The 26,240-nt window shown below is 70.6% G+C and carries 19 protein-coding genes; 6 read left to right on the top strand and 13 right to left on the bottom strand.

Annotated elements, in window-relative coordinates; translation table 11 throughout:
• On the top strand, nucleotides 1-3,221 hold a 3,221-nt coding region (locus C7416_RS01200), incomplete at its 5' end, for an Ig-like domain-containing protein (protein WP_146604246.1).
• A 56-nt stretch (nucleotides 3,222-3,277) separates the two neighbouring features.
• Here the strand turns inward: C7416_RS01200 and C7416_RS29270 are convergent.
• Complete coding sequence (locus C7416_RS29270) at nucleotides 3,278-3,586, bottom strand: hypothetical protein (protein ID WP_240988343.1); 309 nt, start codon at nucleotides 3,584-3,586, stop codon at nucleotides 3,278-3,280.
• Between C7416_RS29270 and C7416_RS01195 the strand changes: the two genes are divergently transcribed.
• Genes C7416_RS01195 through C7416_RS01185 form a run of 3 tightly spaced genes read left to right on the top strand, consistent with a single transcriptional unit; the run spans nucleotide 3,471 to nucleotide 8,198 of the window.
• Nucleotides 3,471-4,802 (top strand): TolC family protein, encoded by a 1,332-nt coding sequence (locus C7416_RS01195; protein WP_240988325.1) that lies wholly within the window; start codon nucleotides 3,471-3,473, stop codon nucleotides 4,800-4,802. The two genes, C7416_RS29270 and C7416_RS01195, sit on opposite strands and share 116 nt — an antisense overlap.
• Nucleotides 4,786-7,005 carry a type I secretion system permease/ATPase gene (locus C7416_RS01190; RefSeq protein WP_111516737.1) on the top strand — a complete coding sequence of 740 codons (2,220 nt, stop codon included), beginning with the start codon at nucleotides 4,786-4,788 and terminating at the stop codon, nucleotides 7,003-7,005. Before C7416_RS01195 ends, C7416_RS01190 begins: the two co-directional genes overlap by 17 nt.
• A 41-nt stretch (nucleotides 7,006-7,046) precedes the next feature.
• Nucleotides 7,047-8,198 (top strand): beta-barrel domain-containing protein, encoded by a 1,152-nt coding sequence (locus C7416_RS01185; RefSeq protein WP_111517449.1) that lies wholly within the window; start codon nucleotides 7,047-7,049, stop codon nucleotides 8,196-8,198.
• Between the two features lie 30 nt (nucleotides 8,199-8,228).
• On the opposite strand, the gene copD is transcribed toward C7416_RS01185, so the two are convergent.
• The 4 genes from copD to C7416_RS01165 are packed head-to-tail and all read right to left on the bottom strand — an operon-like array spanning nucleotide 8,229 to nucleotide 12,608.
• Nucleotides 8,229-9,176: a copper homeostasis membrane protein CopD gene (gene copD / locus C7416_RS01180; protein WP_111516736.1), complete on the bottom strand. Its 948-nt coding sequence runs from the start codon at nucleotides 9,174-9,176 to the stop codon at nucleotides 8,229-8,231.
• Complete coding sequence (gene copC, locus C7416_RS01175; protein WP_111516735.1) at nucleotides 9,177-9,563, bottom strand: copper homeostasis periplasmic binding protein CopC; 387 nt, start codon at nucleotides 9,561-9,563, stop codon at nucleotides 9,177-9,179.
• A gap of 49 nt (nucleotides 9,564-9,612) precedes the next feature.
• Nucleotides 9,613-10,692: a copper resistance protein B gene (locus tag C7416_RS01170; RefSeq protein WP_373425021.1), complete on the bottom strand. Its 1,080-nt coding sequence runs from the start codon at nucleotides 10,690-10,692 to the stop codon at nucleotides 9,613-9,615.
• Nucleotides 10,692-12,608 (bottom strand): copper resistance system multicopper oxidase, encoded by a 1,917-nt coding sequence (locus tag C7416_RS01165; RefSeq protein ID WP_240988218.1) that lies wholly within the window; start codon nucleotides 12,606-12,608, stop codon nucleotides 10,692-10,694. Before C7416_RS01165 ends, C7416_RS01170 begins: the two co-directional genes overlap by 1 nt.
• Nucleotides 12,609-12,787: 179 nt before the next feature.
• On the opposite strand from C7416_RS01165, the gene C7416_RS01160 reads away from it, so the two are divergent.
• Nucleotides 12,788-13,513, top strand: coding sequence for a heavy metal response regulator transcription factor (locus C7416_RS01160; RefSeq protein WP_111516733.1), 726 nt, complete (start codon nucleotides 12,788-12,790; stop codon nucleotides 13,511-13,513).
• Nucleotides 13,510-14,907, top strand: coding sequence for a heavy metal sensor histidine kinase (locus C7416_RS01155; protein ID WP_111516732.1), 1,398 nt, complete (start codon nucleotides 13,510-13,512; stop codon nucleotides 14,905-14,907). The genes C7416_RS01160 and C7416_RS01155 overlap by 4 nt, the downstream gene beginning before the upstream one ends.
• A gap of 196 nt (nucleotides 14,908-15,103) precedes the next feature.
• Here the strand turns inward: C7416_RS01155 and C7416_RS01150 are convergent, their stop codons facing one another.
• The 8 genes from C7416_RS01150 to C7416_RS01115 all read right to left on the bottom strand — a co-directional run bounded on the left by C7416_RS01150 (nucleotide 15,104) and on the right by C7416_RS01115 (nucleotide 26,223).
• Nucleotides 15,104-17,566, bottom strand: coding sequence for a CHASE2 domain-containing protein (locus C7416_RS01150; protein ID WP_111516731.1), 2,463 nt, complete (start codon nucleotides 17,564-17,566; stop codon nucleotides 15,104-15,106).
• On the bottom strand, nucleotides 17,544-19,235 hold the full coding sequence (locus C7416_RS01145) for a FecR domain-containing protein (protein ID WP_111516730.1): 1,692 nt from the start codon (nucleotides 19,233-19,235) through the stop codon (nucleotides 17,544-17,546). The genes C7416_RS01150 and C7416_RS01145 overlap by 23 nt, the downstream gene beginning before the upstream one ends.
• Entirely contained in the window at nucleotides 19,228-19,953 is a 726-nt protein-coding gene (locus tag C7416_RS01140) for a response regulator transcription factor (RefSeq protein ID WP_111516729.1), read from the bottom strand. The genes C7416_RS01145 and C7416_RS01140 overlap by 8 nt, the downstream gene beginning before the upstream one ends.
• Nucleotides 19,954-20,199: 246 nt before the next feature.
• Nucleotides 20,200-21,570, bottom strand: coding sequence for an exopolysaccharide Pel transporter PelG (gene pelG, locus C7416_RS01135; protein WP_111516728.1), 1,371 nt, complete (start codon nucleotides 21,568-21,570; stop codon nucleotides 20,200-20,202).
• Between the two features lie 2 nt (nucleotides 21,571-21,572).
• A complete protein-coding gene (gene pelF, locus C7416_RS01130; RefSeq protein ID WP_111516727.1) occupies nucleotides 21,573-23,165 on the bottom strand; it encodes a GT4 family glycosyltransferase PelF in 1,593 nt (530 codons plus the stop codon).
• Nucleotides 23,162-24,148, bottom strand: coding sequence for a tetratricopeptide repeat protein (locus C7416_RS01125; RefSeq protein WP_111516726.1), 987 nt, complete (start codon nucleotides 24,146-24,148; stop codon nucleotides 23,162-23,164). The genes pelF and C7416_RS01125 overlap by 4 nt, the downstream gene beginning before the upstream one ends.
• Nucleotides 24,141-25,580 (bottom strand): PelD GGDEF domain-containing protein, encoded by a 1,440-nt coding sequence (locus C7416_RS01120; protein ID WP_111516725.1) that lies wholly within the window; start codon nucleotides 25,578-25,580, stop codon nucleotides 24,141-24,143. The genes C7416_RS01125 and C7416_RS01120 overlap by 8 nt, the downstream gene beginning before the upstream one ends.
• A gap of 76 nt (nucleotides 25,581-25,656) precedes the next feature.
• A complete protein-coding gene (locus C7416_RS01115; protein ID WP_111517447.1) occupies nucleotides 25,657-26,223 on the bottom strand; it encodes a penicillin-binding protein activator LpoB in 567 nt (188 codons plus the stop codon).
• Nucleotides 26,224-26,240: the final 17 nt, after the last annotated feature.

The raw sequence follows: 26,240 nt of genomic DNA, 5'->3' as shown, positions 1-26,240 counted from the left end.
CGACCACCGGCGCGTGGAGCTTCACGCCAACCTCGCCGCTGCCCGACGGCCCTGTGAGCCTGACTGCTACCGCGACCGATGCGGCAGGCAACGTCAGTGCGCCGACTGCTGCCTTCGACCTGACGGTCGATACGGCAGCACCCGCTGACCCGGTCATCACGCAGGCCAGCGGCACCACGATCTCCGGCACTGCCGAAGCCGGCAGCACCGTCGATATCGACCTCGATGGCGATGGCACGCCCGACGCTACGGTCACCGCTGACGCGACCACCGGCGTGTGGACCTATTCGCCCGGCACACCACTGCCCGATGGCACCGGAATCAGCGTTACCGCCACCGATGCCGCTGGCAATACCAGCGCGCCCGCCACCGCCACGGTCGACGCCACACCGCCCGCGATCCCGGCCATCACTGGCGCAACCGACGACAACCCGGTCAGCACCCCGCTGGCTTCCGGCGACAGCACCAATGACAACACCCCGACACTGTCCGGCACTGCCGATGCCGGCAGCACCATCAGCATCTACAACGGCGCCACGCTGATCGGCACCACCGTTGCCGATGCCACCACCGGCGCATGGAGCTTCACCCCGACCACGCCGCTGACCGATGGCCCGTATGCGCTGACCGCCACCGCCACCGATGCGGCGGGCAACGTCAGTGCGCCGACCGCTGCCTTTAATCTGACGGTCGATACGGCAGCACCTGCCGATCCGATCATCACCGTTGCCAACGGCACTACCCTGTCCGGCACCGCCGAAGCCGGCAGCACCGTCAATATCGACCTCGACGGCGACGGCAACCCGGAGGGCACCGTCACCGCCGATGCCACCACCGGCGAGTGGACCTACTCGCCCGCCGGCGGACTTCCCGATGGCGCTGTTGCCAGCGTCACCGCCAGCGATGCCGCGGGCAATACCAGCGCTCCTGCAACGGTAACCATCGATGCCGTGCCGCCGGCGGTCCCGCTGATCACCAGCGTCACCGACGACAATCCGGTCGCCACCCCGCTGAATTCAGGCGACAGCACCAACGACAGCACGCCAACCCTGGTCGGTTCCGCCGACCCCGGCAGCACCATCAGCATCTTCAACGGCGCCACGCTGATCGGCACCACCGTTGCCGATGCCACCACCGGCGCGTGGAGCTTCACCCCGACCTCGCCGCTGACCGATGGCCCGTATGCGCTCACCGCCACCGCTACGGATGCGGCAGGGAACATCAGCGCACCGACGGCCGCCTTCAACCTGACGGTGGATACGGCAGCACCCGCTGACCCGATCATCACTGTTGCAAACGGCACGACCCTGTCCGGCACCGCCGAAGCCGGCAGCACCGTCAACATCGACCTCGACGGCGACGGCAACCCGGAGGGCACCGTCACCGCCGATGCCACCACCGGTGCGTGGACCTATTCGCCCGCCGGCGGGCTGTCCGATGGGGTGCTCGCCAGCGTTACCGCCACCGATGCCGCCGGCAATACCAGTGGCCCCGCCACGGTGACCATCGATGCCGTGCCGCCGGCGGTCCCCGCGATCACCAGCGTCACCGACGACAACCCGGTCGCCAGCCCGCTGGCCTCGGGCGACGGCACCGACGATTCCACGCCGACCCTGGCGGGCACGGCCGATGCCGGCAGCACCATCAGCATCTTCAACGGCACCACGCTGCTCGGCACCACCGTCGCCGATGCCACCACCGGGGCGTGGAGCTTCACCCCGACCACGCCGCTGACCGACGGTCCCTATGCGCTGACCGCCACCGCGACCGATGCGGCAGGGAACACCAGCGCGCCGACCGCCGCCTTCAACCTGACAGTCGATACCGTCGCACCGACCGCCACGGTGGCGGTCACGGCGCTCACCGACGACACCGGTGCCACCGGCGACTGGATCACCGCCGACACCACGCCCGTCGTCAGCGGCACGCTCAGCGCGGCGCTGGCCGCCAACGAGAGGCTGGAAGTCAGCATCGACGGCGGCGCCACCTGGACCGATGCCGTGGTCACCGGCACCACGTGGCAATGGTTCCCGCCGGGCCAGCTCGCGGACGGCACCTACACCATCATCACGCACGTGACCGACAGTGCCGGCAACATCGGCGCGGTCACCACCCAGAACTTCACGGTTGCGCAGCAGGCAGCGCCCGAGGCCGCCGTGAATGAAGCCGGCGGCTTGCTCGGCATTGCCGATGCCAACCTGCTGGGGCTGATCGACCTGAGTGCGCAGCAGTTCTTCACCGCCAGCGACTACAACGAGAACATCAACAGCGTGGTGATCGAGTATGGCGGCCTGCTGGGCGTTGGCATGCAGCGGCTCAACGCCAGCCTGGCGCTGGCCGCCGAACTGGGGCTGACCTTCAACGTGGTGAACGACCCGGGCATCCTGGGCGTGATCGGCCCGTCGTCGACGCTGTCGATCTCCGCGGTCGGCGGCGGGCCGATCGACAACCTGAGCCTGAACGAACTGCTCGGTTCGATCACATTGGAAGGCGGCCTGGCGGGCGTTAGCCTGAGTCTTCTCGACGCCATGACGATCACCGCGACCGACACCACGGGGCTGACTACCACGTCCACCGGCAGCCAGCTTGTCAGCGCGGGCGTGCTGGACACCCTGCTCGGCGCAAGCCAGCCGTCGGCGATCATCGAAGGTGACGCCACCGGCAATACCCTCACGGGCAGCACTGGCAACGACCGCCTCTATGGCTACGACGGCAATGACACCATCAATGCCGGCGCCGGCAATGACCTGGTACGCGGCGGCGCGGGCGACGACACGCTCAATGGCGAGGCCGGCAACGACGTAATCATCGGCGGCGCCGGCAACGACATCATGAGCGGGGGCGCCGGCACGGACGTGTTCCTGTGGGAGGCCCGTGGCACCGACGGTACCGGCGGCAACGGCGCCGACATGATCACGGATTTCACCGTGGGCACCGCGCCGGGGCAGGCCGGCAACGACGTGCTCGATGTGTCCGCGCTGCTGGACGGCTACGCGGCCGACGCCAACGGCCCCGCCCATTACCAGAATGGCGTGGCCACCATCGACGCGGGCGACAACATCGGCCAGTACCTCAGTGCCACGCAGCAGGGCGCCGACACCGTGATCACCATCGACCGCGATGGCGCCGGCACGGACTACAGCGCACAGACGCTGGTGACGCTGAACAACGTGACCACCAACCTGGAGACCTTGCTGGCCAACCAACAGATCCTGGTCTGACCCCGCAGCCCCCGGCCCGGCGGCATGCGCGAGCAGCCGGGCCGGCCGTGGCGCCGTCATGCACGCATGCCGGCGCGATCGACACACCCGGACGGCATCGCCATCTTGTTCACAGTCAGACTGACCCTTGACGCCGGCGCTAGCGCCGGCCCCGGCTTCGGCCTCTTCAGCTTTCCTGGTTTCACCGCCTCGCGCGCGGCAAAACCGCTTTTCGGCACACTGCTCGCGACGCTGCTCGCGGCCATGCCGATGGCCCGGCCGGCGGTTGCGGCGCCGGTACCAGCGCTTGCCGCGACGGCCACGCTGCCCACCGCGCCGGCGCCGAACGCGGCCACATCGAATGGTGTGCCGGCGGCTTTGCGCATCCCGCTGGCCGGCATGGCGCTGCATGAGGCCGTGGGCATCGCCATCTCGCGGCATCCCGATATCGGGCGCGCCAACGCGGTGGTGGCGCAGAGCGAGGCCGAGATCGCGGTGGCGCGTTCGGCCTGGTACCCCAAGCTCGAATATGGCGTGCGCCCCGGCTATGGCGGCAGCTTCGGCAGCGGCGGCAACGACATGGGCGCGCGCGCATCGGTGGGCGTGAGCCAGCTGCTGTACGACTTCGGCCGCGCCGCCAGCAAGATCTCGGCCGCGGACGCCTCGCTGGTGCAGCGCCGCCATGAGCTGTCCGACACGGTCGAACAGATCGCCTACAACACCGCCTCGATCTATATCGAACTGGCCGCGAGCCAGGCGGTGATGGCGGCCGCGCAGCGCCAGCTCGAGACGCTGGCGGTCACGCGCGACAAGATCGGGCAGCGCGTGCGCGCGGGGCTGTCGGTCAGTTCGGACGGCACCATGGCAGACGTGGCGATCCAGCGTGCCCGTACCGAGGTGCTGCGCGCGCGCACCCGTTTCGACGTGGCCGCGTCGCGCCTGGCCGAGCTGATCGGCGTGCGGCCCGGGCGCGTGGCCGAACTGACGCGCACCGAAGACGAGGTCCGCGGCCTGGGCGACGAGGGCGACGACATCGAACACACGCCCAAGGTGCTGGCCGCCGCGGCCGCGGCCGAGGCCGCGCACGCGCGCGTGACGCTGGCCGAGGCCGAGCGCTTCCCGTCGGTCAGCGTCGGCGTCAGCCGCTCGGTGTCGACCGGCCGCGCCAATGCCAACGACGACACCTGGATCGGCGTGGCGATCGCCGGTGACTTTTCGCTGGGCGGACTGAACCGGCACCGCATCGACGCCGCCCGCGCCGGCCAGCGCGCCGCCCAGCAGGCGCTGGACAACGAGCGGCTGCTGGCCCGCACCACGCTGCATTCCGCCGCCACCGAGGCGGCCGGCGCCGCGGCGCGCACGCAAAGCTATGCGCAGATGATCGCGCTGCTGCGCGCTTCGCGAGACCTGTACTGGCAGGAATACATCCTCAACAAGCGGACCCTGACCGACGTGCTCAATCCCGAGCGCGAGATCTTCCTGGCCGAGCAGGAATGGATCGGCGCGGTCGCCGACGGCATGCTGGCGCGCATCAAGGCGCACGCCGCCACCGGCAGGTTCGTGGCCTTGCTGCGGGAGCACGACAGTGCAAGCCACCCTTGACGCACCGAGCGCCGGCACTACGCCGGCCGGAGCCAGACCCCACGATGGCGGCGCGCCGGCGCAGCCCGCACAGCCGGCATTGGCCTGGGCCGAGGCGCTGCTGCTGGCCGCCCGCCAGCTCGGGCTGTCGCCTTCGCCGGAACTGGTGCGTGGCGCCGCCGCCTGGACCGACCGCGCCGACGCCGAGCGCGCCGTGGTCGAGATGGCCGCCGCCGCCGGCTTGTCGGCCCAGTTCGCCAACCTGCCCGCGGCAGCGCTATCGCCGCTGCTGCTGCCCGCGCTGGTGGTGCTGGACGGAGCGCAGATCGGCCTGCTGACGGGCATCGCCGACGGCAAGGCGGTGCTGCAGCTGCCCACCGGCGCCGGCACCATCGAGCGCACCCCCGCGCTGGCGGCGCTGGCGCGGCAGGACGGCGACGGCAGCGTGCGCCTGCTGCTGGTGCGCGAACGGGTGGCGCCGCGCAGCGGCCGTCTCGACGCCTACCTGGCAGCGCGCCCGGAAGGCTGGCTCGGCAGCATCTTCACCGCCAACTGGCGCACGCTGGTGGAGCTGGGCGCGGGCTCGCTGTTCGGCAACCTGCTGGCGGTCGGCACCTCGCTGTTCGCGATGCAGGTGTGGGACCGCGTGGTGCCGGCGCGCTCGCTGCACACGCTGTGGGTGCTGGCCAGCGGCGTGGCGCTGGCGCTGGTGCTGGAGCTGCTGATCCGCACCGTGCGGGTGTCGATCGCCGATCATTTCGGCAAGCAGGTCGACCAGCGGCTGTCGGCAATGTTCTTCGCGCGCGTGCTGGATATCCGCAATGATGCGCGCCCGCGCTCGCCCGGCACGCTGGTGGCGCAGCTGCGCGACCTGGAGCAGCTGCGCGAGCTGCTCACCTCGAGCACGCTCGGGGTGCTGATCGACCTGCCCTTCGTCGCCGGCTTCCTGGTCATCATCTGGCTGCTTGGCGGCTGGCTGGTGCTGGTGCCGCTGGTGGCGATCCCGCTGCTGGTGCTGCCCGGGCTGGTGGCGCAGATTCCGCTGGCGCGGCTGTCGCAGCAGGGCATGAGCGAGGCCGCGCTGCGCAACGCGATCCTGATGGAATCGATCTACCGGGCCGAGGACATCAAGACCCTGCAGGCAGAGCCGCGCTTTCGCAAGCTGTGGGACCAGGTCAACGCCGTCAACGGCGAGATCGGCCTGAAGCAGCGCTTTATCGCCGGGCTGCTGCTGAACCTGTCGCAGACGGTGCAGCAGCTGGCCTATGTCGGGGTGCTGGTGGCAGGGGTGCATGGCATCCTCGACGGCGGCCTGTCGTTCGGCGCGGTGCTGGCCTGCTCGATCCTGACCAGCCGCACCATCGCGCCGCTGTCGCAGATCCCCGCGGTGCTGGGGCGCATCCAGAACGCGCGCGTCGGCAAGCAGGGACTCGACGCACTGCTGAGCCTGCCGCTGGACCACGACCCGGCGCGCGACGCGTACCACCGGCCCGCACTGGTGGGGCGTTATCGCTTCGAGCAGGTGGTGTACGGCTTCGACCCGCAGGAAAAGCCGGTGCTCAACATCCCGCAGCTGCAGATCGCGCCCGGCGAGCGCATCGCGGTGCTGGGCCGCGTCGGCGCCGGCAAGTCCACGCTGCTGCGTCTGCTGGGCGGGCTGGCAACGCCGGTGCAGGGCCGCATCCTGTTCAACGACACGCCCTTGCCGCTGATCGATCCCGCCGACGTGCGCCGCGACGTCGGCATGGTGATGCAGGAGTCCAGCCTGTTCTACGGCAGCCTGCGCGACAACCTGCTGGTGGCCGATCCGCTCGCCACCGACGAGGCCATGCTGCAGGCGCTGCGGCTGGCGTGCGCCGACCGGCTGCTGCTGAACCAGGTGCACGGGCTGGACCTGACCATCCGCGAGAACGGCGTGGGCCTGTCCGGAGGGCAAAAGCAGGCGCTGATCCTGGCGCGCACGCTGCTGCGCGCGCCCAACGTGCTGCTGCTGGACGAGCCCACCGCGTCGCTGGACGAGGCCACCGAGCAGGCCGTGATCGCGCGGCTGCGGCCCTGGCTGGGCCAGCGCACGGTGGTGGTGGCCACGCACCGCTACGCGGTGCTGGCGCTGGTCGATCGCATTATCGTCGTCGACAACGGGCGCATCGTGCGCGACGGCCCCAAAGATGCGGTGCTGGCCGCGCTGCGTGGCAAGGGCGCGCAGGCCGCGTCAGGAGACTGAGCATGGGCACGGACACAAGAGCGGCCGCGGCCGCGGACTGGATGCGCATCGGCGGCGAGCCCACCGGCCCGCGCTACCTGCTGTGGGTGATCGTGGCGGCGCTGACGCTGTTCCTGCTATGGGCGGCGCTGGCCGGGCTGGATGAAGTGGCGATCGGCGAGGGCCGCGTCACGCCGGCGTCCAAGGGCCAGATCATCCAGAGCCTGGAGGGCGGCATCCTGGCCGAGCTGGCGGTGCGCGAGGGCGACGTGGTCGAAGCCGGACAGCAGCTGGCCACGCTCGACCCGGTGCAGGCGCGCGCTTCGATGGAAGAGACGCTGGAGCGGATCGCGGCGCTGCAGGCGCGCGCGGCGCGGCTCCATGCGGAAATGAACGATGCCGCCAATGTTGCCTTCCCGGCCGAACTGGCCGGCAACGCCGCGGTGGTCGACCGCGAGCGCCAGCTCTTCACCGCCAACCGTCGTGCCTTCCGCGAGAATGTCGGCAACCTGCGCGAGCAGCTGCGCCTGGCCGAGAACGAGCTGCAGATCGCCATCCCGCTGCTGCGCACCGGCGCCACCAATGAAGTCGAGGTGCTGCGGCTGCGGCAGAAGGTGGCCGAGTTCTCGACCAAGCTTGCCGCCACGCAGAGCGAATACTACGTGGCGCTGAAGGCCGACTACGCCACCACCATGGCCGACCTGGGCCCGCTGCTGAAGGTGCGCGAAGGCCGTGCCGACCAGTTGCGGCGCACCGCCATCAACTCGCCGGCGCGCGGCATCGTCAAGGACATCCGCGTCTCCACCATCGGCGGCGTGGTCGGCCCCGGCGGCGTGCTGATGGAAATCGTGCCGCTGGGCGACCAGTTGCTGATCGAGGCGCGGCTAAGCCCGCGCGACATCGCCTTCATCCACCCGGCGCAGCCAGCCACGGTCAAGATCACGGCGTTCGAGCCGTCGATCTACGGCACGCTGCCGGCCCGCGTCGACCGGATCTCGCCCGACACCATCGAAGACCAGGTCGACAAGCGCATCTACTACTACCGTGTCTACGTGCTGACCGACCACGCCTACCTGGAAACCAGCGACGGCAAGCGCCACCCGATCCTGCCCGGCATGGTCGCCACGGCCGAGATCCGCACCGGCCGCCGCACCGTGCTGGATTACCTGCTCAAGCCGCTGCGCCGCGCCGCCGAGGCCTTGCGCGAGCGCTGACGGTGGTCCACCCGCGCGGCAGCGCGGCAGTCATGCCGACGTCGGCGACTGCATGCCCAGCACCGCCACCAGCGCCAGCACCAGCGCGGCGGTGCCGGCTTCGAGCAGCAGGCTGCGCCGCAGTGCCCGGACTGCCTGCAGCGCCGGGCCCGGCTCGCCGGTGCGCGCGGCCGCTTCCAGCCGCGGCGCCAGCGCAAACCGGTTCGCCGCCGCCAGACCCAGCATGGTGGCAAACAGCGCAAGCTTGGCCGCCAGCAGCCCGCCGTAGGACATCGGCGCAAATTCCGGCAGCACCGGCCCGACGATCAGCCAGTAATTGAGCACGCCGGTAATCACCAGCAGCGCCACGATGCGGGTACCGATGCGCGCGAAGCCGTTGGCGCTGCGGCTCAGCAGCGCAAGAGCCTCGCCGTGCGGCATCGACCCGGGCCATGCCAGCAGCAGGAACGCCGCCAGTGCCCCCACCCATGCACCCGCGGCCAGCAGGTGGGTCACGTCCGACGCCAGGTGCAGGTAGCGCACCGCGCCGTCGTGCGTCGCGCCATGCCCGCCCCACGCCAGCGTGGCCAGCGCCACGCCACCATACGCAGCCAGCACGGCGCAGGGCGCGCGCAAGCGGTGCAGGCGGCGCAGGCTCATGCCGGCCAGCACGAACAACAGCAGCGCCGCCACGCGCACGCACCAGGCCACGCCGAAATCGGTCCCGGTGACGATCATCGCCAGCACATGGGCCTGCAAGGCGGCATAGTCCGACGCGCCCGTCATGGCGCGCGCCATCTCGACCAGGGCCAGCAGCGACAGCGCGATGCCCACGCCGGCGCCAGCCAACGCCAGCGCGCGGAAACGGCGCGCGAAGCGGCCGGCGAGTTCATCCCGTTGCAGTGCGTAGAGGCAGAACAGCGGCAGCCCGAACACCAGCGCGAGGTCGAGATAAAGCGCCAGGCGCAGCCCGGCCGCCAGCCATTCCGGCTGCGCCAATTACTTCACCGTGAACGTGACGTTGCCATTGACGGGATGGGTGTCGGAAGAGACCGCGCGCCAGTCCACCCGGTAGCTGCCCGGCGGCAGCGGCTGCGTGGGGGTGATGACCATGGTCTTGGGGTCATCGCTGCCCGACACCTTCACGGCCATCTTCATCGGCGCATGGTTGGCCATGCCCGGCATCCCGGTCATCACCAGGTTGGCGCCGGAAAACTGGGTGACGAGGTTTTCGGAGAAGCGCAGCTCGATCTTCTGCGGCGCGGGCACCTCGGCCTTGTCGGCGGGCGTCGACGCTTCCAGCTTGGGATGCGCGAAGGCAAGGCTGCTGGCCAGCGCGGCGGTGGCCGCGATCATGGCGTGGATCAGGGGGCGATTGGCATGCATGTTGGTCTCCACTCAGGGATGTAGAAGTCGTGGTGATTGAAGCGATCCGTCAGAACCAGACGCGCACGCCGGCAACGAAGCGGGTTTCGCCCGACTTGCCGCCCGCGGTCCGGATCATGTCGGCGGTATTGCCGAAGGTCTGGTAGCGCTCCACGCCGATATACGGCGCGAACTGCCGGCTGAACTCATAGCGCAGCCGCAGCCCGACGGTGCCGTTGGACAAGCCGCTGCCAATGCCCACTTCCGGGTCGTTCTTGCCGTAGAGATTGGCCTCGATGCGCGGCTGCAGGATCAGGCGCTGCGTCAGCAGCAGCTCATATTCCGCCGACAGCCGCAGCGCGGTGCGCCCGCTGGTGCCGACATAGGCGGTGGCATCGACCTCGAACCAGTACGGCGCCAGCCCCTGCACGCCGAACGCCAGCCAGTTGCGCGCCGGACGCCCGCTGCCGGCGTCGTTGCGCAGGCCCAGCTGGGTGTCCCAGTAGCTGGCCACCGCATGGCCCCACAGCAGCTCGGTGCGGGCTTCGTGCAGCTTGCCCCTGGAGGCCTCGCCCTCGGCCTTGAGCACCAGCTTGTCGAAGCTGTTGCCGAACCATGCCTGCGCCTCGTAGGCGGCGGCATTGTGGCCGTTGGCATGGGCCCATTCCAGGCGGTCGACCAGCACCGAAGCGAACAGGTGCTCGTCGGCCATCACTAGCTGGCGCTTGTCGCCCAGCGCATACTGGCCGACGCCGAGCTGGTAGCCGCCGGAATAGGCGTGCGGGTCGCGCGCGTCGGGCGGCGCGCTGCCGCCCTGCATCTTCATGTCGCCATGGTCCATGGCCGGGGCCGACTCTTGCGGCGGCGCATTGGCGCCGTCCATGGTCTGGATCTCCGGCTGGTCCATACCTTGCACCTGGCCGTGGTCCATCCCTTGCATCTGGCTGTGGTCCATGCCCTGCATCTGGCTATGGTCCATCCCTTGCATCGTGGCGGGCGCGGCAGGCGCGGCCTGTTGGCCATGGCCGTGTGCATGGCCGGCATGCGGGTCCTGCGCAAAGGCTGCGCCCATGGCGCCCAGCGCCAGCGCGGCGGCCAGCATGGTCTTCTTGTATCCGGGCATGACAATCGAGAGTTCGGCTTGCTTCATCACGCCACCACCACTTCGCGGAACATGCCCGCATCCATATGCAGCATCAGGTGGCAATGCCAAGCCCAGCGCCCCAGGGCATCGGCAGTGACCAGGAAGCTGATGCGCTGCGCCGGCTGCACCGGGATGGTATGGCGCCGCGCCTGGAAGCTGCCGTCGGGCGCCTCCAGCTCGCTCCACATGCCGTGCAGGTGCATGGGGTGGGTCATCATGGTGTCGTTGTGCAGGATCACGCGCAGCCGCTCGCCATGCTTGAAGTAGATCGGCGTGGACTTGCCGAACTCGACCCCGTCGAACGACCACGTATAGCGCTCCATATTGCCGGTCAGGTGCAGCTCGACCTCGCGCCCCGGCCCGCGCGCATCCATGGGCCCGCCGATGGTGTGCTGGTCGGCCAGCGTCAGCACGCGCCTGCCGTTGTTGCGCAGGCCGATGCCAGGGTCGTCGAGGTTGGTGCGGGCCATGTCGACGCGCATGTCGGTGCTGGCGCCGTATTCGGTGCGGGCATGGCGCGCGGTCTTGCTGGGCACCCGCAGCGCATCGGCGGGCGCCATCGCGTGCTGGCTGTGGTCCATGCCGGCGTGGTCCATGCCCGCCATCGGCATCGCGCCATGGCCGGCGTGAGCGCCATGTCCGCCATGTCCGCCATCTCCGCCATGTCCTCCGTGACCGCCATGGCCGGTCATCGCGCCCATCATGTCGGTCATGGTCAGCCATTCGGCCCGGTCCAGCGCCGGCACCGGCGCCGACAGGCCCTCGCGCACCGCCAGCGTGCCGCGCGCATAGCCGGTGCGGTCCATCGATTGCGCGAACAGGGTGTAGGCGTCGTCCTGCGGCGTCACGATGGCGTCGCAGGTCTCGCCGGGACCGAAGCGGAATTCGTCGACGCTGACGGGCTCGATGTCCTGGCCGTCGACCTGCACCACGCGCAGCTTGAGGCCCGGGATGCGCACGTCGTAGAAGGTGTTGCCCGAGCCGTTGATAAAGCGCAGGCGCACGGTTTCGCCGCGGCGGAACAGGCCGGTCCAGTTGCCCGCCGGCGTGACGCCGTTGGCCAGGTGGGTCAGGGTGGCGCTGGACAGGTCCGCCAGGTCGGTCGGGCTCATCCGCATCTGATTCCACATGCGGCGCTTGTCGAGCGCCTGCTTCAGCCCGTCGCGCGACACGTCGCGGAAGAAGTCGACCACCGTGGGCTGGTTGTAGTTGTAGTAGTCGCCCTGGATCTTGAGCTTGTTCAGCACCCGCATCGGATCTTCGTCGGTCCAGTCCGACAGCAGCACGGTATGGTCGCGGTCGGCGTGCGCGCGCTCGTGCCCGGAAGCCGGATCGATCACGATGCCGCCGTACACGCCGGTCATCTCCTGGAAGCCGGAATGCGAGTGATACCAGTAGCTGCCGGTCTGCGTGACCTTGAAGCGGTAGGTGAAGGTCTCGCCGGGCGGGATGCCCGGGAAGCTGATGCCGGGCACGCCGTCCATCTGGTAAGGCAGGATGATGCCGTGCCAGTGGATCGAAGTGGCCTCGCGCAGGCGGTTGGTCACGCGGATGGTGACGGTGTCGCCCTCGCGCCAGCGCAGCGTCGGGCCGGGCAGCATGCCGTTGATGGTGGTGGCGATGGTCGGCGTGCCGGTGTAGTTGACCAGCGATTCGCCGATCACCAGGTCGAACTCGGTGCCGCGCAGCACCGGGCCGGCACCGCTGCCCGCAGGCGCGGGCTGTCCGTCGCGCGCGCCGCTGCCGCCGTGCCCGGCATGCTGCGCCCAGGCGCTGGCGCCAAACCCGCCCAGGCCGGCGACCACGCCGCCGGCGGCCAGTCCCTGCACGAAGCGGCGGCGCCGCAGGTCAGGCGATCCGGAAAGCGGGTCAGGCAGCAAAAGAGGCAGCGCGGGGCGGCCGGGGCTTGGATGGCGTCGCATGTCACGTCGGTTCGGTTGGTTGGCACGCCAAGCGTAGCCAGCGCCACCCTACCGAGGTCTGACCGGAACATGACAATCCGGTAATCTTGCGGTCATGTTGGCGCCGGCAACGCCGGCGTAGAGTTGCCTGGCCGTGTGGAAGCGCGCCCGGCACGACCAATCGCGTAAGGAAAGTGCTGATGAAACTGCTTGTGGTGGAGGACGAGTCCAAGACCGGCGAATACCTGCGCCAGGGGCTGACCGAGGCGGGCTTCGTCGTCGACCTGGTGCGCAACGGGCTGGACGGCCAGCACATGGCCATGACCGAACCCTACGACCTGATCATCCTGGACGTGATGCTGCCGGACGTGGACGGCTGGCGCATCGTGCAGGCGCTGCGCGCCGGGCAAAACCCGGTACCGGTGCTGTTCCTGACGGCGCGCGACAGCGTGGCCGACCGCGTCAAGGGGCTGGAGCTGGGCGCCGACGACTACCTGGTCAAGCCGTTCGCCTTCTCCGAACTGCTGGCGCGCGTGCGCACGCTGCTGCGCCGCGGCACCGCGCAGATGACGCTGGACCGCATCCAGGTGGCCGACCTGGTGCTGGACCTGACCCGCCGCCGCGCCACGCGCGCCGGCCGCCGCATCACGCTGACCAGCAAGGAGTTCGCGCTGCTGGAGCTGCTGGCGCGCCGCCGCGGCGAGGTGCTGCCGCGCTCGCTGATCGCCTCGCAGGTGTGGGACATGAACTTCGACAGCGACAGCAACGTCATCGACGTCGCCATCCGGCGCCTGCGCGCCAAGATCGACGACGGCTTCGAGGCCCGCCTGATCCAGACCGTGCGCGGCATGGGCTATGTGCTGGAGGCGCCCGAAGCCGCCGACGACGCCGACCCGCCGCCGACACACGACGGGCAGCCCACATGAAGCCCCGGCTGTCGCTGACGGCACGGCTCACTATCCTGTTCTCGCTGTCGTCGGCGGCGGTGCTGCTGGGGCTGGGCGTGCTGATCTGGCTGGCGATCGACGATCATTTCGCCGACGAGGACTACGCGGTGCTGGCCGACAACGTGCGGCTGATCGAGAAGATCGCCGCCGATGGCCCGGCGGCGTCGCTGCCGCAACGGCTGGGGCCGGCGCTGGAACACCATGCCGGCTTCGTCGCCGAAGTGCGTGGCGCCGATGGCAAGCGCCTGTACGCCACACGGGATTTCGATTTCCGCCCGGCGCTGGCCGCCGCCGCGCAGGCGCCGGCAGCAGACGACGCCTTTGCCTGGGAACAGCAGGGCCAGACCTACCGCGGCCTGCGCGCGCAGCTGGCGCTGGTGCCCGCCAACGCACAGTCGGGCGCAAGGCCCGGCACGCTGCAGGTGCTGGTCGGCATGGACACGGCGCTGCATGACCACTTCCTGCACGCGTTCCGCAACACGCTCGCGTTCTACGGCGCGCTGGCGGCGCTGGCGAGCGGGCTGCTGGGCTGGTGGGCGGCGCGCCGGGGGCTGTCGCCGCTGCGCACGATGGCCTCGCGCGCGCGCGCCGTGACCGCGCACAAGCTCGACGAGCGCATGCCGGTCGAGACCGTGCCGGTGGAAATGGCGGACTTGGCCGCCACCCTCAACGCGATGCTGGAGCGCCTGCAGCGCGACTTCGCCCGACTGTCGGAATTCTCGTCGGACCTGGCGCACGAGCTGCGCACGCCGATCACCAACCTGATGACGCAGACCCAGGTGGTGCTGTCGCAGCCGCGCGATGCCGCGCGCTACCGCGACGTGCTGGCGTCTAACGTGGAAGAGCTGCAGCGGCTGTCGCGCATGGTCTCGGACATGCTGTACCTCGCCAAGACCGAGCACGGCATCACGCTGCCCAGCGCGGAACCGATCGAAGTTGCCGATGAAGTCGAGGCGCTGTTCGATTTCTACGATGCGCTCGCCGAGGACAAGGGCGTGCGGCTCACGCTGCGCGGCCGCGGCCGCATCACCGGCGACCGGCTGATGCTGCGCCGGGCGCTGAGCAACCTGTTGTCGAATGCGCTGCGGCATACGCCCTCGGGCAAGGGCATCGTGGTGGAAATCACGCCGGGTGCCGACGCGGTGCAGGTGGTGGTCGAGAACGAAGGCGAGACCATCCGGCCGGAACTGCTGCCCGCGCTGTTCGACCGCTTCTTCCGCGCCGACAAGTCGCGCGCGCGGCCCGAGTCCGATGGCGCGGGACTGGGGCTGGGGCTGGCGATCACGCAGGCCATCGTCGCCGCGCACGGTGGCGCAATCGGCGTGTCGTCAGAGGCGGGCAAGACGCGCTTTACCCTGACGTTTCGCGCTTAGCCTGGCCTCACGCCCGGGCAAAAAAAGCCGCCCACGCCAGTTACAGCCGTGGGGGAGCTGGCGTGGGCGTGAAGACCACCGGATGCGGCTCCAGCGGTGCTCCGATGCTACGCAAATCCCCCGTTTGCGACTGCCAACAATTGTGTCGGCGGCCGTAACAGGCAGTGCCCTGAAACGCGCCCGGGCCGCGATCACGTCATACCGAGGCAGGCTGCGAGGTCGCGGAAAACGGCAGCTCGATGCGGAACACCGCACCCATGCCGGGCTGGCTGCTCACGCTGGCCTGGCCGCCATGCCGCTCGGCCACGGCGCGCACCAGCACCAGGCCCAGCCCAGTCCCTTCCGGCGCGCCCTGCTGGCCTTCGTGCAGCCGCGCAAACGGCTCGAACAGCCGCGCCTGGTCGGCCTCGGCGATGCCCGGCCCACGATCCTGCACGGCCACCACGAAGCGCTCCGGCGCGCGCGTCAGCGACACCGTCACGGTCCCGCCCGCGGGGCTGAACTTGATCGCATTGCTGACCAGGTTGGCGATGGCGCGCACCAGCAACGCGGGTTCGCCCTGCAGCACCGCGGGGTCGTCGGGCAGGTCGATCTGCAAGGACACCTCGCGCGCCTTGGCCAGCGCCCATAACTGGTCGGTGGCGTCGAGCACCAGGCCGCCGAGCTCCACCTCCATGAACGCCAGCGCCTTCGACTCCGCGCGCGCGACGCTGATGAAATCGTCGGCCAGCGTCAGGGTGCGGCGCGCATGCGCGCCGATGCGGGCCAGCACACCGCTGCCTGCGGCGGCATCGCCGGTGCCGGAGCCCGCCTGATGCGCGCGCCGCTCTTCCAGTTCGATCAGCGCCAGGATCGACGCCTGCGGCGAGCGCATGTCGTGCGACAGGAAGCGCAGCATCTGCTCGCGCTGGCGCTCCGCGAGGCGGATCGCGGTGATGTCGATCACGCTGACGATCAGGCCCGCCACGGCGCCGGATTCGCCATGCAGCGGCGCTCCATGCAGCAGGTAGCGGCGGTCGCCGCGCCCGGACACTTCGATGCCGCCCTCGGGCACCGGCGCCGGCGTCCGCGCCGCGGGCGCGCCGGCATGGCGGTCATGCAGCGCCTGCCAGTACGCCAGCGCCGGTGCCGGCGCCGGGCACACCGCCTCGATCAGCGCGCGGATGCCGGGACGCGGCAGGCCCGGCTCCGCTGGTCCCTCAGGTACGCGCGCCAGCAGCGCCGGGGCCAGCGCCACGCAGCGCCGGTTGGCCAGCAGCACGCCGCCGTCGAGATCGCAGATGGCGGTGGCATCGGGCAGGCTTTCCAGGCCGTCGGAAAGGAAACGGCGCAGGCCGCGCAACTGCGCGCTCATGCCGTAGACCGCGCGCATGCGGCTGTCGAGCGTGGCGCCGGGGTGGCGCGGCGCGGGCATCACGCCGGGCTCGCGCTCCAGCCGCGCCAGCTCGTCGCTGAGGAAGCGCAGCGCCGCTTCCTGGCGCAGCCAGCTCCACAACGGATAAAACAGCACGCAGCCCAGCACCGCCGCGGCCGGCGCAAACCAGAGCCGCGCCAGCGCCAGCAGCGCCAGCGACCCCAGCAGCAGGCCCGCCAGCAGCAGCGCGGTGGCGACCAGCGCGCCGCGCGGCGGCAGCCGCAGCGCGGCCAGCGCCGCCAGCAGCACCGCCAGCAGCGTGCCGCCGGCCTGCCATGCCGGGGATACCGCGACAATGGCATCGCCGTCGCTCACCGCCTGCACCGTGTTGGCCAGGATCTCGACGCCGCTCATGCCACGGCCGTCGCGCGAGACCGGCGTCGGCAGCACGTCGCCCATGCCGGTGGCGAGCGCGCCGATCAGCACCGCCTTGCCGGCAAACATGGCCGGATCGGCGCGGCCATCGAGCACGTCGCGCACCGATACGCGGGCGAAGGTGCCGGGGGGGCCGGCGTACGGGATGCGCAGGCGGCCGCTGCGTTCCCAGCCATTGGCTTCGGCGACCACGGCGGGCTCATGGCGCACGCCCTCGGGCAGCGCCCCCGCGCGGCCGAAGCCAGCCATCACCGCGGCCAGGTGCGGCACGCCGGCGGCGGCCACCGGGTGCGGGCCTTCGCGCAGGTAGACCTGGCGCGCCACGCCGTCGGTATCGACCACCATGTTGATATGGCCAACAGCGGCGCCCAGCCCGGCCAGCGGGTAGCGCACCAGCATGCCGGCGGGGCCGGGCTCGGCCAGCACCGGCAGCACCACGTTGCCGGCCAGCGCCATGCTGCGCGCCAGCACGGCGTCGTCGTGCGGATAGCGGGTGTCGCGCTCGGACAGGATCACGTCGACGCCGATCACGCGCGGCCCGCCGGCGGCGATGCGTTCGATCAGCTGCGCCAGCACCGCGCGCCGCCACGGCCAGCGGCCGATGGCGGTAATGCTGGCGTCGTCGATGCCGACAATGACGATGTCGTCGCGGGCGGGATGATGCTGGGCGCCGATGGCGATGTCGTAGGCGGCCAGGTCGGCGCGTTCGGTCCAGCCCTGGCGCGCCGCGAACATCACCAGCGCCAGTACCGCGACGGCCAGCAGGAACCATTCGACCAGCGTGCGCTGGCCGAAGGCGCGCCCCGCCGCAGGCGGCTCCGCGCGCGCGCCCGGCGCGGCGGGTGCGTCAGTGGAGCCGGATGCGGCCACCGCCGTCCGGCCGGTCGCCCGAACCGATTGCGCCGCCCTGCCCGTCGCGCAGGATGGCGATGACTTCAATGCGCTGCGGCGCCGAGAACGCGGCCGGGTCGGGCGCCACGCCGGGCGCGGCGCGCGCCACACGGATGAAATAGACGCCCGGCGCGGGGCGCGGCAGGTCGATGGCGTTGGTGGCGGTGTGTTCGTCCGCCAGCAGCGTGCCAAAGCCCGCATCGGCCGCCAGCTGCACCCGGTAGCCGGGGCCGCCGCCGCCATCGGGCCAGCCGATGTGCAGCGCGCCGCCGTCGTCCTGCAGCGTGGGAACCGGCGGCTTGGGCTCGACGCGGAACGGCACCGCGTCCGACCACGGGCCCGGCAGGCCCGCCGCATCGACGCTGCGCACGCGCCACCACCAGCGGCCCGGCGCCAGCGCCTGCGCGGCGGGCGACGCGGCGGCGGCATGGACGGCGGCATCGCGGGTAAAGGCGGCATCGGTGGCGAGCGCCAGCTCGTAGCTGGCCGCGCCCGGCACCGTGGCCCATTCGAAACTCACGGCATCGGCATAGCGCACCGCATCCGCGGCGGGCTGCTGCGTGAACGGTGCCGGCGGGTTCAGCCGCACCGAGACCGGCGCCTGCGCGTCATGGCCGGTCAGCTGGTGCCGGTCGATGGCGCTGACGCTCAGGTACAGCGTGCCTTCCGGCAGGCCGTCGACCCGCACCCGGGCGGCATCGGCGCCGCTGGCGGTGCCGGTCCAGACCAGCTCGCTCAGCGCCGCATCGCGCGCCACCCGCACGCGATAGCCAACTGCGCCCGGCACCGGTTGCCAGGCCGCCTCGAACGACGGCCCCAGCACGGTTTCATTCGGCGGCAGCAAGGCCGGCGCCGGCAGCAGCGCCACCGGTTGCGACAGCCTGCCGCCGGCCGACACGCCGATGCCAAAGCCGGCCTCGAGCGACGCCGCCGCGGTCATCGCGCGCTGCGATGCCGCTGCCGGTGCCGATCTTGTGCGCGCGGCACTGACGCCGATACGGCCTTGCAGCACCTCGCTGCGGCTGCCGCCGGCATCGGCCGAAACCCGGTAACGTGTGCCGCGCACGCCGGTCACCATCATCGGCGTATGCATCTCGAAGCGGCCGACCCCGCCGCCCTCGGGCGCCACGCGGGTCTCTGCAGCCCCTGTGTCGATGCGGATCACGGTGTCGACCAGGCCGCTGCGCGTGAAGGTGCGCAGCCGGTTCACCGCCACCGTGGTGCCGGGCGGCAGGGTGACGCGGGTGCGGTCCGGCAGCTCGAGCGTGGCCGAGCCGCCGGCCGGGGTCTCGATGCGCGCGGCCTCGTCCAGGGTCATGCCGACCTGCACCGGCCGGCCGTTGGCGCGCACCGCGCCGCTGACGTAGACCACACGCGCCGACGCCGCCTGCTCCGGGATCTGGGCGAGCGGGATGCGTACGCGCGACCCCGGCACCAGCCGGTACGGATCGGCCACGCCGTTCAGGCGCTGCAGCGTGCGCCAGCCCTGCTCGGAAGCCATGTAGCGCGAGGCCAGCCCGATCAGCGTATCGCCCGGTTCCACTACGTAGATAAAGTCGGCGCCCTGCGCGCCTGCGGGGCCGGCCTGCGCCGGCACCGCTGCGCCGGCCAGCAGGGCCAGCGCGATACCACGCACGACCCTACGCATCGCGCTCCTCGTCCGCCTGCGCTTCGGCCGCGGAAATCTCTTCGAAACGATAGCCGTGCGAATACACCGAGGTCAGCCGCACGCCGTTCTCGGGGCGCAGCGCCAGCTTCAGGCGCAAGCGGGAAATATGCGTGTCGAGCGTGCGCGAGCCCGCCCCCATGGCGCGGCCCCACACCGCCTGCTCCATCACCTCGCGCGCCAGCAGGCGCCCGGTATTGCGGAACAGGAACAGGGCCAGCTCATATTCGCGCGGCGACAGCACCGCGGCTTCGCCGCCGACGGTGATGGTGCGCGCGTGGGTATCGACGGTGTAGTTGCCGCGCCGGATCAGCTCGACTTCCTGCGCGGCCTCCGGATAGGCGCGGCGCAGCAGCGAGCGCACGCGCGCGACCAGCTCGCCGGCGCGGATGGGCTTGAGCATGTAGTCGTCGGCGCCCACCGTCAGGCCGTCGACGATGTCGGATTCGGCGGTACGGCTGGTGACGAACAGGATCGGCGGCATATTGCCGGACTTCTGCCGCACCCAGCTGACCAGTTCATAACCGCTGGTGCCCGGCAGCTGCCAGTCGACCAGCAGCAGGTCGTAGGCCCGCTCGCGCAGCGCGCGCAGCAAGTCGGGGCCATTGGCGAAGGATTCGCATTCGAAACCGGCTTCGCCCAAAATCTGCCGGATCAGTTCGGCCTGATCCGGATCATCCTCCACGGATGCAATTCGCATACCTCTACACCCTTCTGCCAGCTTCCGACTGCAACTGCGGTCTCTGCCACGGCGTGTCGACGGCCCGGCCGGCAAGTCATTCTTAGTATTTCACCCTGGCAAGGGGCGCGGCCGTCGATCTGAACCGGCGGGCCTGGCCGAAGCCCGCCGGCTGCCGCAATGTTACCCAATCGCGGCCCATTCCGTCGAGACGCCACGAGGTGGGGTGCGCCAGCGTGCCCACCTGGCACCATTGCGCCCGCCGCGCTATTGCAGCATGTAGGTCTCGTACTCGAGCCGCTCGAGCTTGTGGTCCAGCATGGCCAGCGCCAGCGCCACCACCACCAGCAGCGACACCGCGAAGCCGTAGCCGTACCAGGCCGGCCCCAGCTGCAGCGTCGCCAGCGTCAGGGCGCAGTTCAGCACCACGAACAGCGCGGTCAGCAGCAGCACCTCGCGGCGCCGGTCCAGGTAGAAGTAGATGTTGAGCACGCCCAGCAGCACCACCTGCAGGCTGGCGCCGATCACGTCGACGTACAGCAGCGGCAGGTACAGCTCGGAAATGCCCAGCAGCCGCAGCACCCACGTGCCCACCGCGAACAGCAGCAGCGCGGCGATGGCCTGCACCTTGACGATCTCGTACAGGCCCAGCCGGATGGTCTGGACCATGGTGTTGCGCATGTCCTCGATATGCTCCAGCGAGCTGCCGCCGCGCACCGCATCGTAGAACGCGTCGTAGTATTCGACGAAATCGGTCTCGATGCGCACCAGGAACACCGCCATGCCGGGAATGATGGCGAGGTAGGCCAGGAACACCGGGATGTCGTAGATGATCGACGCGCGCAGCGGCCCGATCACCTGGTGGCCGGTGGATGGCGCATACCAGAACATGAACTTGTCGATCCAGATGCCCAGGTTGTAGAGCAGCCCGATCGCCACCAGGCTGGGGTAGGCATAGCGGCGCCGGAACACCTCGAACGAGATGAACTGCCGGCTGGTGTAGTTGCGGTAGATCAGCGTCACCATGCCGGTCAGCAGGCACAGCTGGCCGGCAACGAACCCGCCCAGCAGCCCTTCCATGCCGTAGCCGCGCAGCCCCAGCGCGGCCGCCACCGAGACCGCGTAGCCCAGCAGGAAGGTCCACACGATGGCCTTGTACTGCTTCATGCTCGACAGGAAGATCGCGGCGATCCAGATATTACTCAGCACCACGAAGCCCGCCACCATCAGCAGCCGGTACAGCACCGACTGCTCGCCGAAGCTGAACACCGCGCACGCCACGCCGATGCCGCCCGCCAGCACCGTGGCCAGCAGCGCCACCGCGTGGTAGTTGCTGAGGATCAGGTGGTCGCGCTTCTCGAACAGCCGGTCCGAGGTAAAGCGCGTGAACGACAGCTGCATCGGCCCGGTCAGGATCAGGCTGCCCGCGATCAGGTAGGTCACCGAGACCTGGAACTGCGTGATCAGCGTGCCCGGCACCACGAACGGCAGGCTCAGCATGCCGATCAGCAGGATGCCGACGATCGACAGGATCCACGGCCCCGAGCTGATGATGCCGGCATACGCGTAGGCGCTGAGCATGCCGGACAGGTTGTCCCGCCGCAGCATCTTGCGCAGCTCGAATCCAATGCCAGCCATGCTCAGGCTCCTCCGTGGACCGGGCAGCGCGCGGGATTGCCGCCGTGCCGGGCTGCGTCGGGCGCGGTGCCATCGGCCTGCGCCATCAGCCGTTGATACAGTTCGCGGTAGCTGCCGACCATGCGCTCCTGGGTGTAGTAGCGCTCCACGCGCGCCACGCCCGCGGCCTGCGCCGCCTGCCAGCGCGCCGGGTCGCGCAGCAGCCCGAGCGCGGCCGCGGCCAGCGCGGCGGGATCGGCGATGCGCACCACCTCGCCGGCCGGGCCCAGCGCGGCGTCCTCACCGGGCAGGCCGAACAGCAGCTCGCGGCACGAGCCCACGTCGGTGGTCACGCACGGCACGCCCGCGGCAAAACCTTCCAGCACCACCAGCGGCAGCGCTTCGCTGATCGAGCTGAGCACCAGCACGCCCACCTGCGGCAACAGCGCGTCGATGCGCTGGAAGCCGAGGAATTTCACCTTCTTGCCCAGCCCCAGGCTTTCGGCCAGGCTGCGGCATTCGCGCGCGTATTCGGGGTCTTCGTCCTCCGGGCCGGCGATCCAGCCTTCGGCCTCGGGATACTCGCGCACCACCGTCAGCATCGCGCGGATAAAGGTCTTGACGTCCTTGATCGGCACCACCCGGCCGATCAGGCACAGCACCGGCGGCACCCCCGGCTGGCGCCGCGCGCGCAGCGGCGCCAGCCGCGGCAGGTCGATGCCGTTGGGGATGCTGCGCGTGCGTGCCTCGGGCGCGCCGTCCTGCACCTGGCGGCGGCGGTTGCCTTCGTACAGCGCGACGATGTCGTCGCCGGCGTCATAGCAGACCCGTCCCAGGGTTTCGAAAAAGCGCACCCACAGCTCGCGGAAATAGCTGATCTGGGAGATGTCGCGCTCGAACACATTGCGGTTGTCGCGGATCCACTGGCTCTGGAACAGGTCGATCTTGCGTTCCTTGGTATAGATGCCGTGCTCCGACACCAGCAGCGGGCGCTGGTTGCGGTGGCGCAGCAGCGCGCCGAGAAAGCCCGCATAGCCGGTGGAGACCGTGTGGTAGACGCGCGCCGGGATCAGCCCGTCGGCAATCCGCACCAGCTGCCACAGCGGCTTGTGCATGATGCGCACGGTCCAGAAGTAGTCGGTGAAGGACGGGTCGGTGCAGAAGCGCCGGTATTGGTCGGTGATGGTCTGCCAGGCGCGGCGGCTGTACAGGAACGCGTCCTCGCCCAGCGCGCCGCCCTCGCGCAGCGCCGGCATCAGTTCGCGGATCATCGCGCCGGCCTCGGCCTCGCGGCCGGGCTCGCGCAGCAGGTCGTGCAGGCGGTCGGCGGCGTCGAACGCCTTCGCGTCGCCGCCGCGGCCCTGCGCCAGCGGCGGCGGCGGGAAGTCGTAGAGGTAGTGCGTTTCCAGGTGCACCACGTTGGCCGGCAGCTGGTAGGCCATGTCGCCATAGTCCTCGCGCCGGCTGCCGATGAAGACGATGCCGAAGCGCAGCTCCGGGAACGCGCGGATCATCTGGTTGACCCAGCTCGACACGCCCCCGCTGACGTACGGGAAGGTGCCTTCGAGCAGCAGCATGACGTCGGCCGACGCCGCTTTCAGCAGGATCTCGCTCATGATTGCCAGTACCGCAGCAGGGGCCGCACCAGCGGGAGCGGCGAGGGGCTGTCAAAGGATGCCATCAGCTGGCGCACCGCGGCGTAGTCGCGCTCCAGGTAGGCGGCTTCGGCCAGATGCGGCAGCACGCGCTCGCGCGCGAAGCCGAGCGCCTCGGCGCGCTGCAGCCAGGCGCGCGCCTCGCGCGGTGCGTTGCGCGCCAGCGCCAGGCGTCCGCGCATGTACCACAGCGAGGCAATGCCGTCGTCGTGCGACAGCGCCGCGCTGGCGTAGCGCTCGACCTGGCTGGCGGTATAGCGGTAGACGTCGCCCTGCACCAGGTTCTGGTAGATCAGTTCCCAGTACAGGTCGGCCAGGCGCTTGCTGATCTCGGCGCGCTCGCCCGGGCTGTAGGCAGTCTCCAGCCGCGGCAGCTCGGCCAGGATCTGCTGGGTCAGCTGCTTCTCGGCGCCGTCCAGCATGCCATAGGCCAGCAGCCGGATATCGTCGGCGCTGTCGGCCAGCAGCTCGCGCAGCACCGGGCTGACGGTGCGCGCCGGCATCGACTGCATCGCCACCAGCGCGGTCATGCGCTCCGGCAGCGGCGCGCGCGCATTGCCCAGTTGCGCCCGCAGCCGCGCGCCGCCGCCATGCGTGACGCGCGACATCAGGTGCGTGACGAATTCGGGCAGGCCCACGGTGCCGATGCCGCTGGTGTCGACGCGGCGCGCGAACAGCTTCGACAGCAGGTAGCTGCCCACGCACACCAGCGCGCCGCCGAGCGGCACGAAAAAGCAGAACAGCGCCAGGAAGCCGTAGCTCCACGCGAACGGCACGCGCAAGCGCCGTGGCAGCAGGCGCCACAGCAGCAACGCCGTCAGCGCCGCGGCCACGGCCTGCATGCCGAAAAACGCCAGCAGCAGCGCGGTGCTGTTGCCGGCGCGCGCCAGCAGCGCCAGCGCGGCGATCTGGGCGGCCAGGCCGCCGGCGCCGAGCTTAAACATGGGGCGCTTTCCCGGCTGCCGGTGCCGGCCGCGCCGTCGTGCCGTCCACCTGGGCCCGGCGCAGCAGCTTGACCAGCGCCTCTTCGGCACCGGTCGCGGGCACCGCCAGCGAGTAGACGCCGATGCCGGCGCGGGTGAAATCGGTGCCGAACTGCGCGCGCAGCATGTCTTCGATGCGCACCAGGTAGGCCGCCACGGCCTGCGCATCGGACAGCGGCATCAGCGTCAGCATGGCGCGATGGTGGGGATTGACCAGCGGCCAGGCCACGTCGAGCGCGCGCCGGCTGCGCACCACCTGTTCGAACAGCGCATCGCGCTCGGGATCGGTGTCGAACACCAGCGCCACCACCGAGCTGTCGATGCCGGTCTCGCGCTGCAGCCGCGACAGGCGAGCATAGTCCAGCGCAAACGGATACGGGCACGCCGGCAGCGCCGCCAGGATGGAGCGGGTGGCGCCGGCATGCTCGACCCCGTCGGCGTAGTAGCCCAGCAGCACCATCAGCATCTGAAGGTTCTCGTAGTTCAGCGACAGGAACGGCATGCGCTCCACCACCAGCAGGCCGATCAGGTGGTCGGAGCCTGCCAGCACCGGCGCCACCGCCACGTAGCGGGTGCGGGCATCGTGCTGCAGGCCGTCGGCGCGCAGGTGGGCGAGCTGGCGCGTGTCCAGGCAGTGGCGCACCAGCGGATCGGTGGGGTCGAGCGTGAAGGCCGGGCCGATGCTGGCCGCGGGCTCGGCCTCGACGCGCTCGCCATCGCAGGCGTAGAGCGCGGCCGCCTCGACCTGGCAGGCCTGCGCCACCACCTGCAGCACCGGCTGCGCGCCGGCCAGCACGTGCCCGCCGCGGGCGGCCTGTTCCAGCGCCACGCCGCGCAGCTGCGACAGCGTGTCGCGCAGCGTGGTGGGCCGCGCCAGCAGGTCGTTTTCCAGCCGCGAGTGGGAGATGCGCAGCAGGTAGTGGTTCTTGGTCAGCGCCGCCAGGCGCTCGTCCAGGTAGCGGTTCACGGCGCGCGCGCGCGCCAGGCGCGTGCCCCAGATATCGCCGAACTGCCCCGCCACCAGCACCAGCAGCAGGCCGCCCAGGAAGAACAGGCGCGGGAACGGGCCGGGCATCACGCCGGTCTGGTGGTACACATACCAGGCGCCCAGCAGCATCAGCACGCTGCCCACGCCGATCAGCGTGCCGTAGCGCAGCGCCAGGATCACCGGCAGCAGCCACGCCCACGGAAAACCCATGCCCAGCAGCAACGGATTCTGCGGCAGCACCAGCCAGGCCAGCCCCAGCGCGGCCAGCATCGCCACCACCAGTTCCACCACGGCGGCCGGCCCCGTGACCGCGGGCGCGAGCAGGCGCGCATAGCGCCCGCCCAGGCCGATGCCCTGTCCCTGCCGCGCGCGATAGGTGTTGTCAGCCGTCTTGGCCACGCTCATCCCCTTGCTTCAACCATCCATCGCCGCGCTGCCGCGGCGCCGTGCCGATCAACGCCACCCTCACCTCAGCCATTCATCAGCCCTGCATCAGCGGCGCCAGCAGGCGGCGCAGCAGCTTTTGCGCGGTGCCCGACAGGGAGGCACGGCTCCAGCCGCTGTCGCTGCCGGTGGCGGACCACACCACTTCGCCGCTGTTCACATCGAGCAGCTGCAGCGAGATGCCGACCGCCGGCTCGCCGTCCACGCCCACCTTGTAGCGCCATTCCTGCACCGCGCCGGTCAGCGCATAGCGGGCCTTCTCGGCGCGCGCCCATTCCAGCGCCTTGCCTACCGCCTCGCGCTCGGCCGGCTCGAACAGCGTTTCGGGGTTCAGCGCGGCCGGATAGCGCTTCAGGCTGGCCACGCCGCCGGTCTTGAGCAGGCTCTCGGCGATGGCTTCGGCGCGCAGGCCGGCCTGCGGCGTCTCGGTGTAGTTGACGATCGGCAGCACCGCGATGGTCTCGCCGCGCGCCAGCGTCGGCGCGCGCCCCACGTCCGTCACCGCGCAGCCCGCCAGCCACAACGCCGCGCCCAGCGCGCCGCACCATGCGGCCAGCCGCCTCGCCACCGCCTTGCCCGTCTTGCCCGTGCCTTGCTTGTTCATGTTCATCCCCTTTTTCC

This window comes from Cupriavidus phytorum, assembly GCF_003254285.1.
In the GTDB taxonomy this organism is placed as follows: domain Bacteria; phylum Pseudomonadota; class Gammaproteobacteria; order Burkholderiales; family Burkholderiaceae; genus Cupriavidus; species Cupriavidus phytorum.
This window is presented reverse-complemented; position numbering and strand designations above follow the sequence as displayed.

Bases quoted from the DNA above. Each gene is read 5' to 3' on its own strand.
- pelG (WP_111516728.1), bottom strand. From the start codon at position 21,570: ATGGCTGGCATTGGATTCGAGCTGCGCAAGATGCTGCGGCGGGACAAC.
- pelF (WP_111516727.1), bottom strand. From the start codon at position 23,165: ATGAGCGAGATCCTGCTGAAAGCGGCGTCGGCCGACGTCATGCTGCTG.
- C7416_RS01125 (WP_111516726.1), bottom strand. From the start codon at position 24,148: ATGTTTAAGCTCGGCGCCGGCGGCCTGGCCGCCCAGATCGCCGCGCTG.
- C7416_RS01115 (WP_111517447.1), bottom strand. From the start codon at position 26,223: ATGAACAAGCAAGGCACGGGCAAGACGGGCAAGGCGGTGGCGAGGCGG.
- C7416_RS29270 (WP_240988343.1), bottom strand. From the start codon at position 3,586: ATGCGCAAAGCCGCCGGCACACCATTCGATGTGGCCGCGTTCGGCGCC.
- C7416_RS01185 (WP_111517449.1), top strand. From the start codon at position 7,047: ATGCGCATCGGCGGCGAGCCCACCGGCCCGCGCTACCTGCTGTGGGTG.
- C7416_RS01195 (WP_240988325.1), top strand. From the start codon at position 3,471: ATGGCCCGGCCGGCGGTTGCGGCGCCGGTACCAGCGCTTGCCGCGACG.
- C7416_RS01170 (WP_373425021.1), bottom strand. From the start codon at position 10,692: ATGAAGCAAGCCGAACTCTCGATTGTCATGCCCGGATACAAGAAGACC.
- C7416_RS01145 (WP_111516730.1), bottom strand. From the start codon at position 19,235: ATGCGTAGGGTCGTGCGTGGTATCGCGCTGGCCCTGCTGGCCGGCGCA.
- C7416_RS01165 (WP_240988218.1), bottom strand. From the start codon at position 12,608: ATGCGACGCCATCCAAGCCCCGGCCGCCCCGCGCTGCCTCTTTTGCTG.
- C7416_RS01160 (WP_111516733.1), top strand. From the start codon at position 12,788: ATGAAACTGCTTGTGGTGGAGGACGAGTCCAAGACCGGCGAATACCTG.
- C7416_RS01140 (WP_111516729.1), bottom strand. From the start codon at position 19,953: ATGCGAATTGCATCCGTGGAGGATGATCCGGATCAGGCCGAACTGATC.
- C7416_RS01120 (WP_111516725.1), bottom strand. From the start codon at position 25,580: ATGAGCGTGGCCAAGACGGCTGACAACACCTATCGCGCGCGGCAGGGA.
- copC (WP_111516735.1), bottom strand. From the start codon at position 9,563: ATGCATGCCAATCGCCCCCTGATCCACGCCATGATCGCGGCCACCGCC.
- C7416_RS01155 (WP_111516732.1), top strand. From the start codon at position 13,510: ATGAAGCCCCGGCTGTCGCTGACGGCACGGCTCACTATCCTGTTCTCG.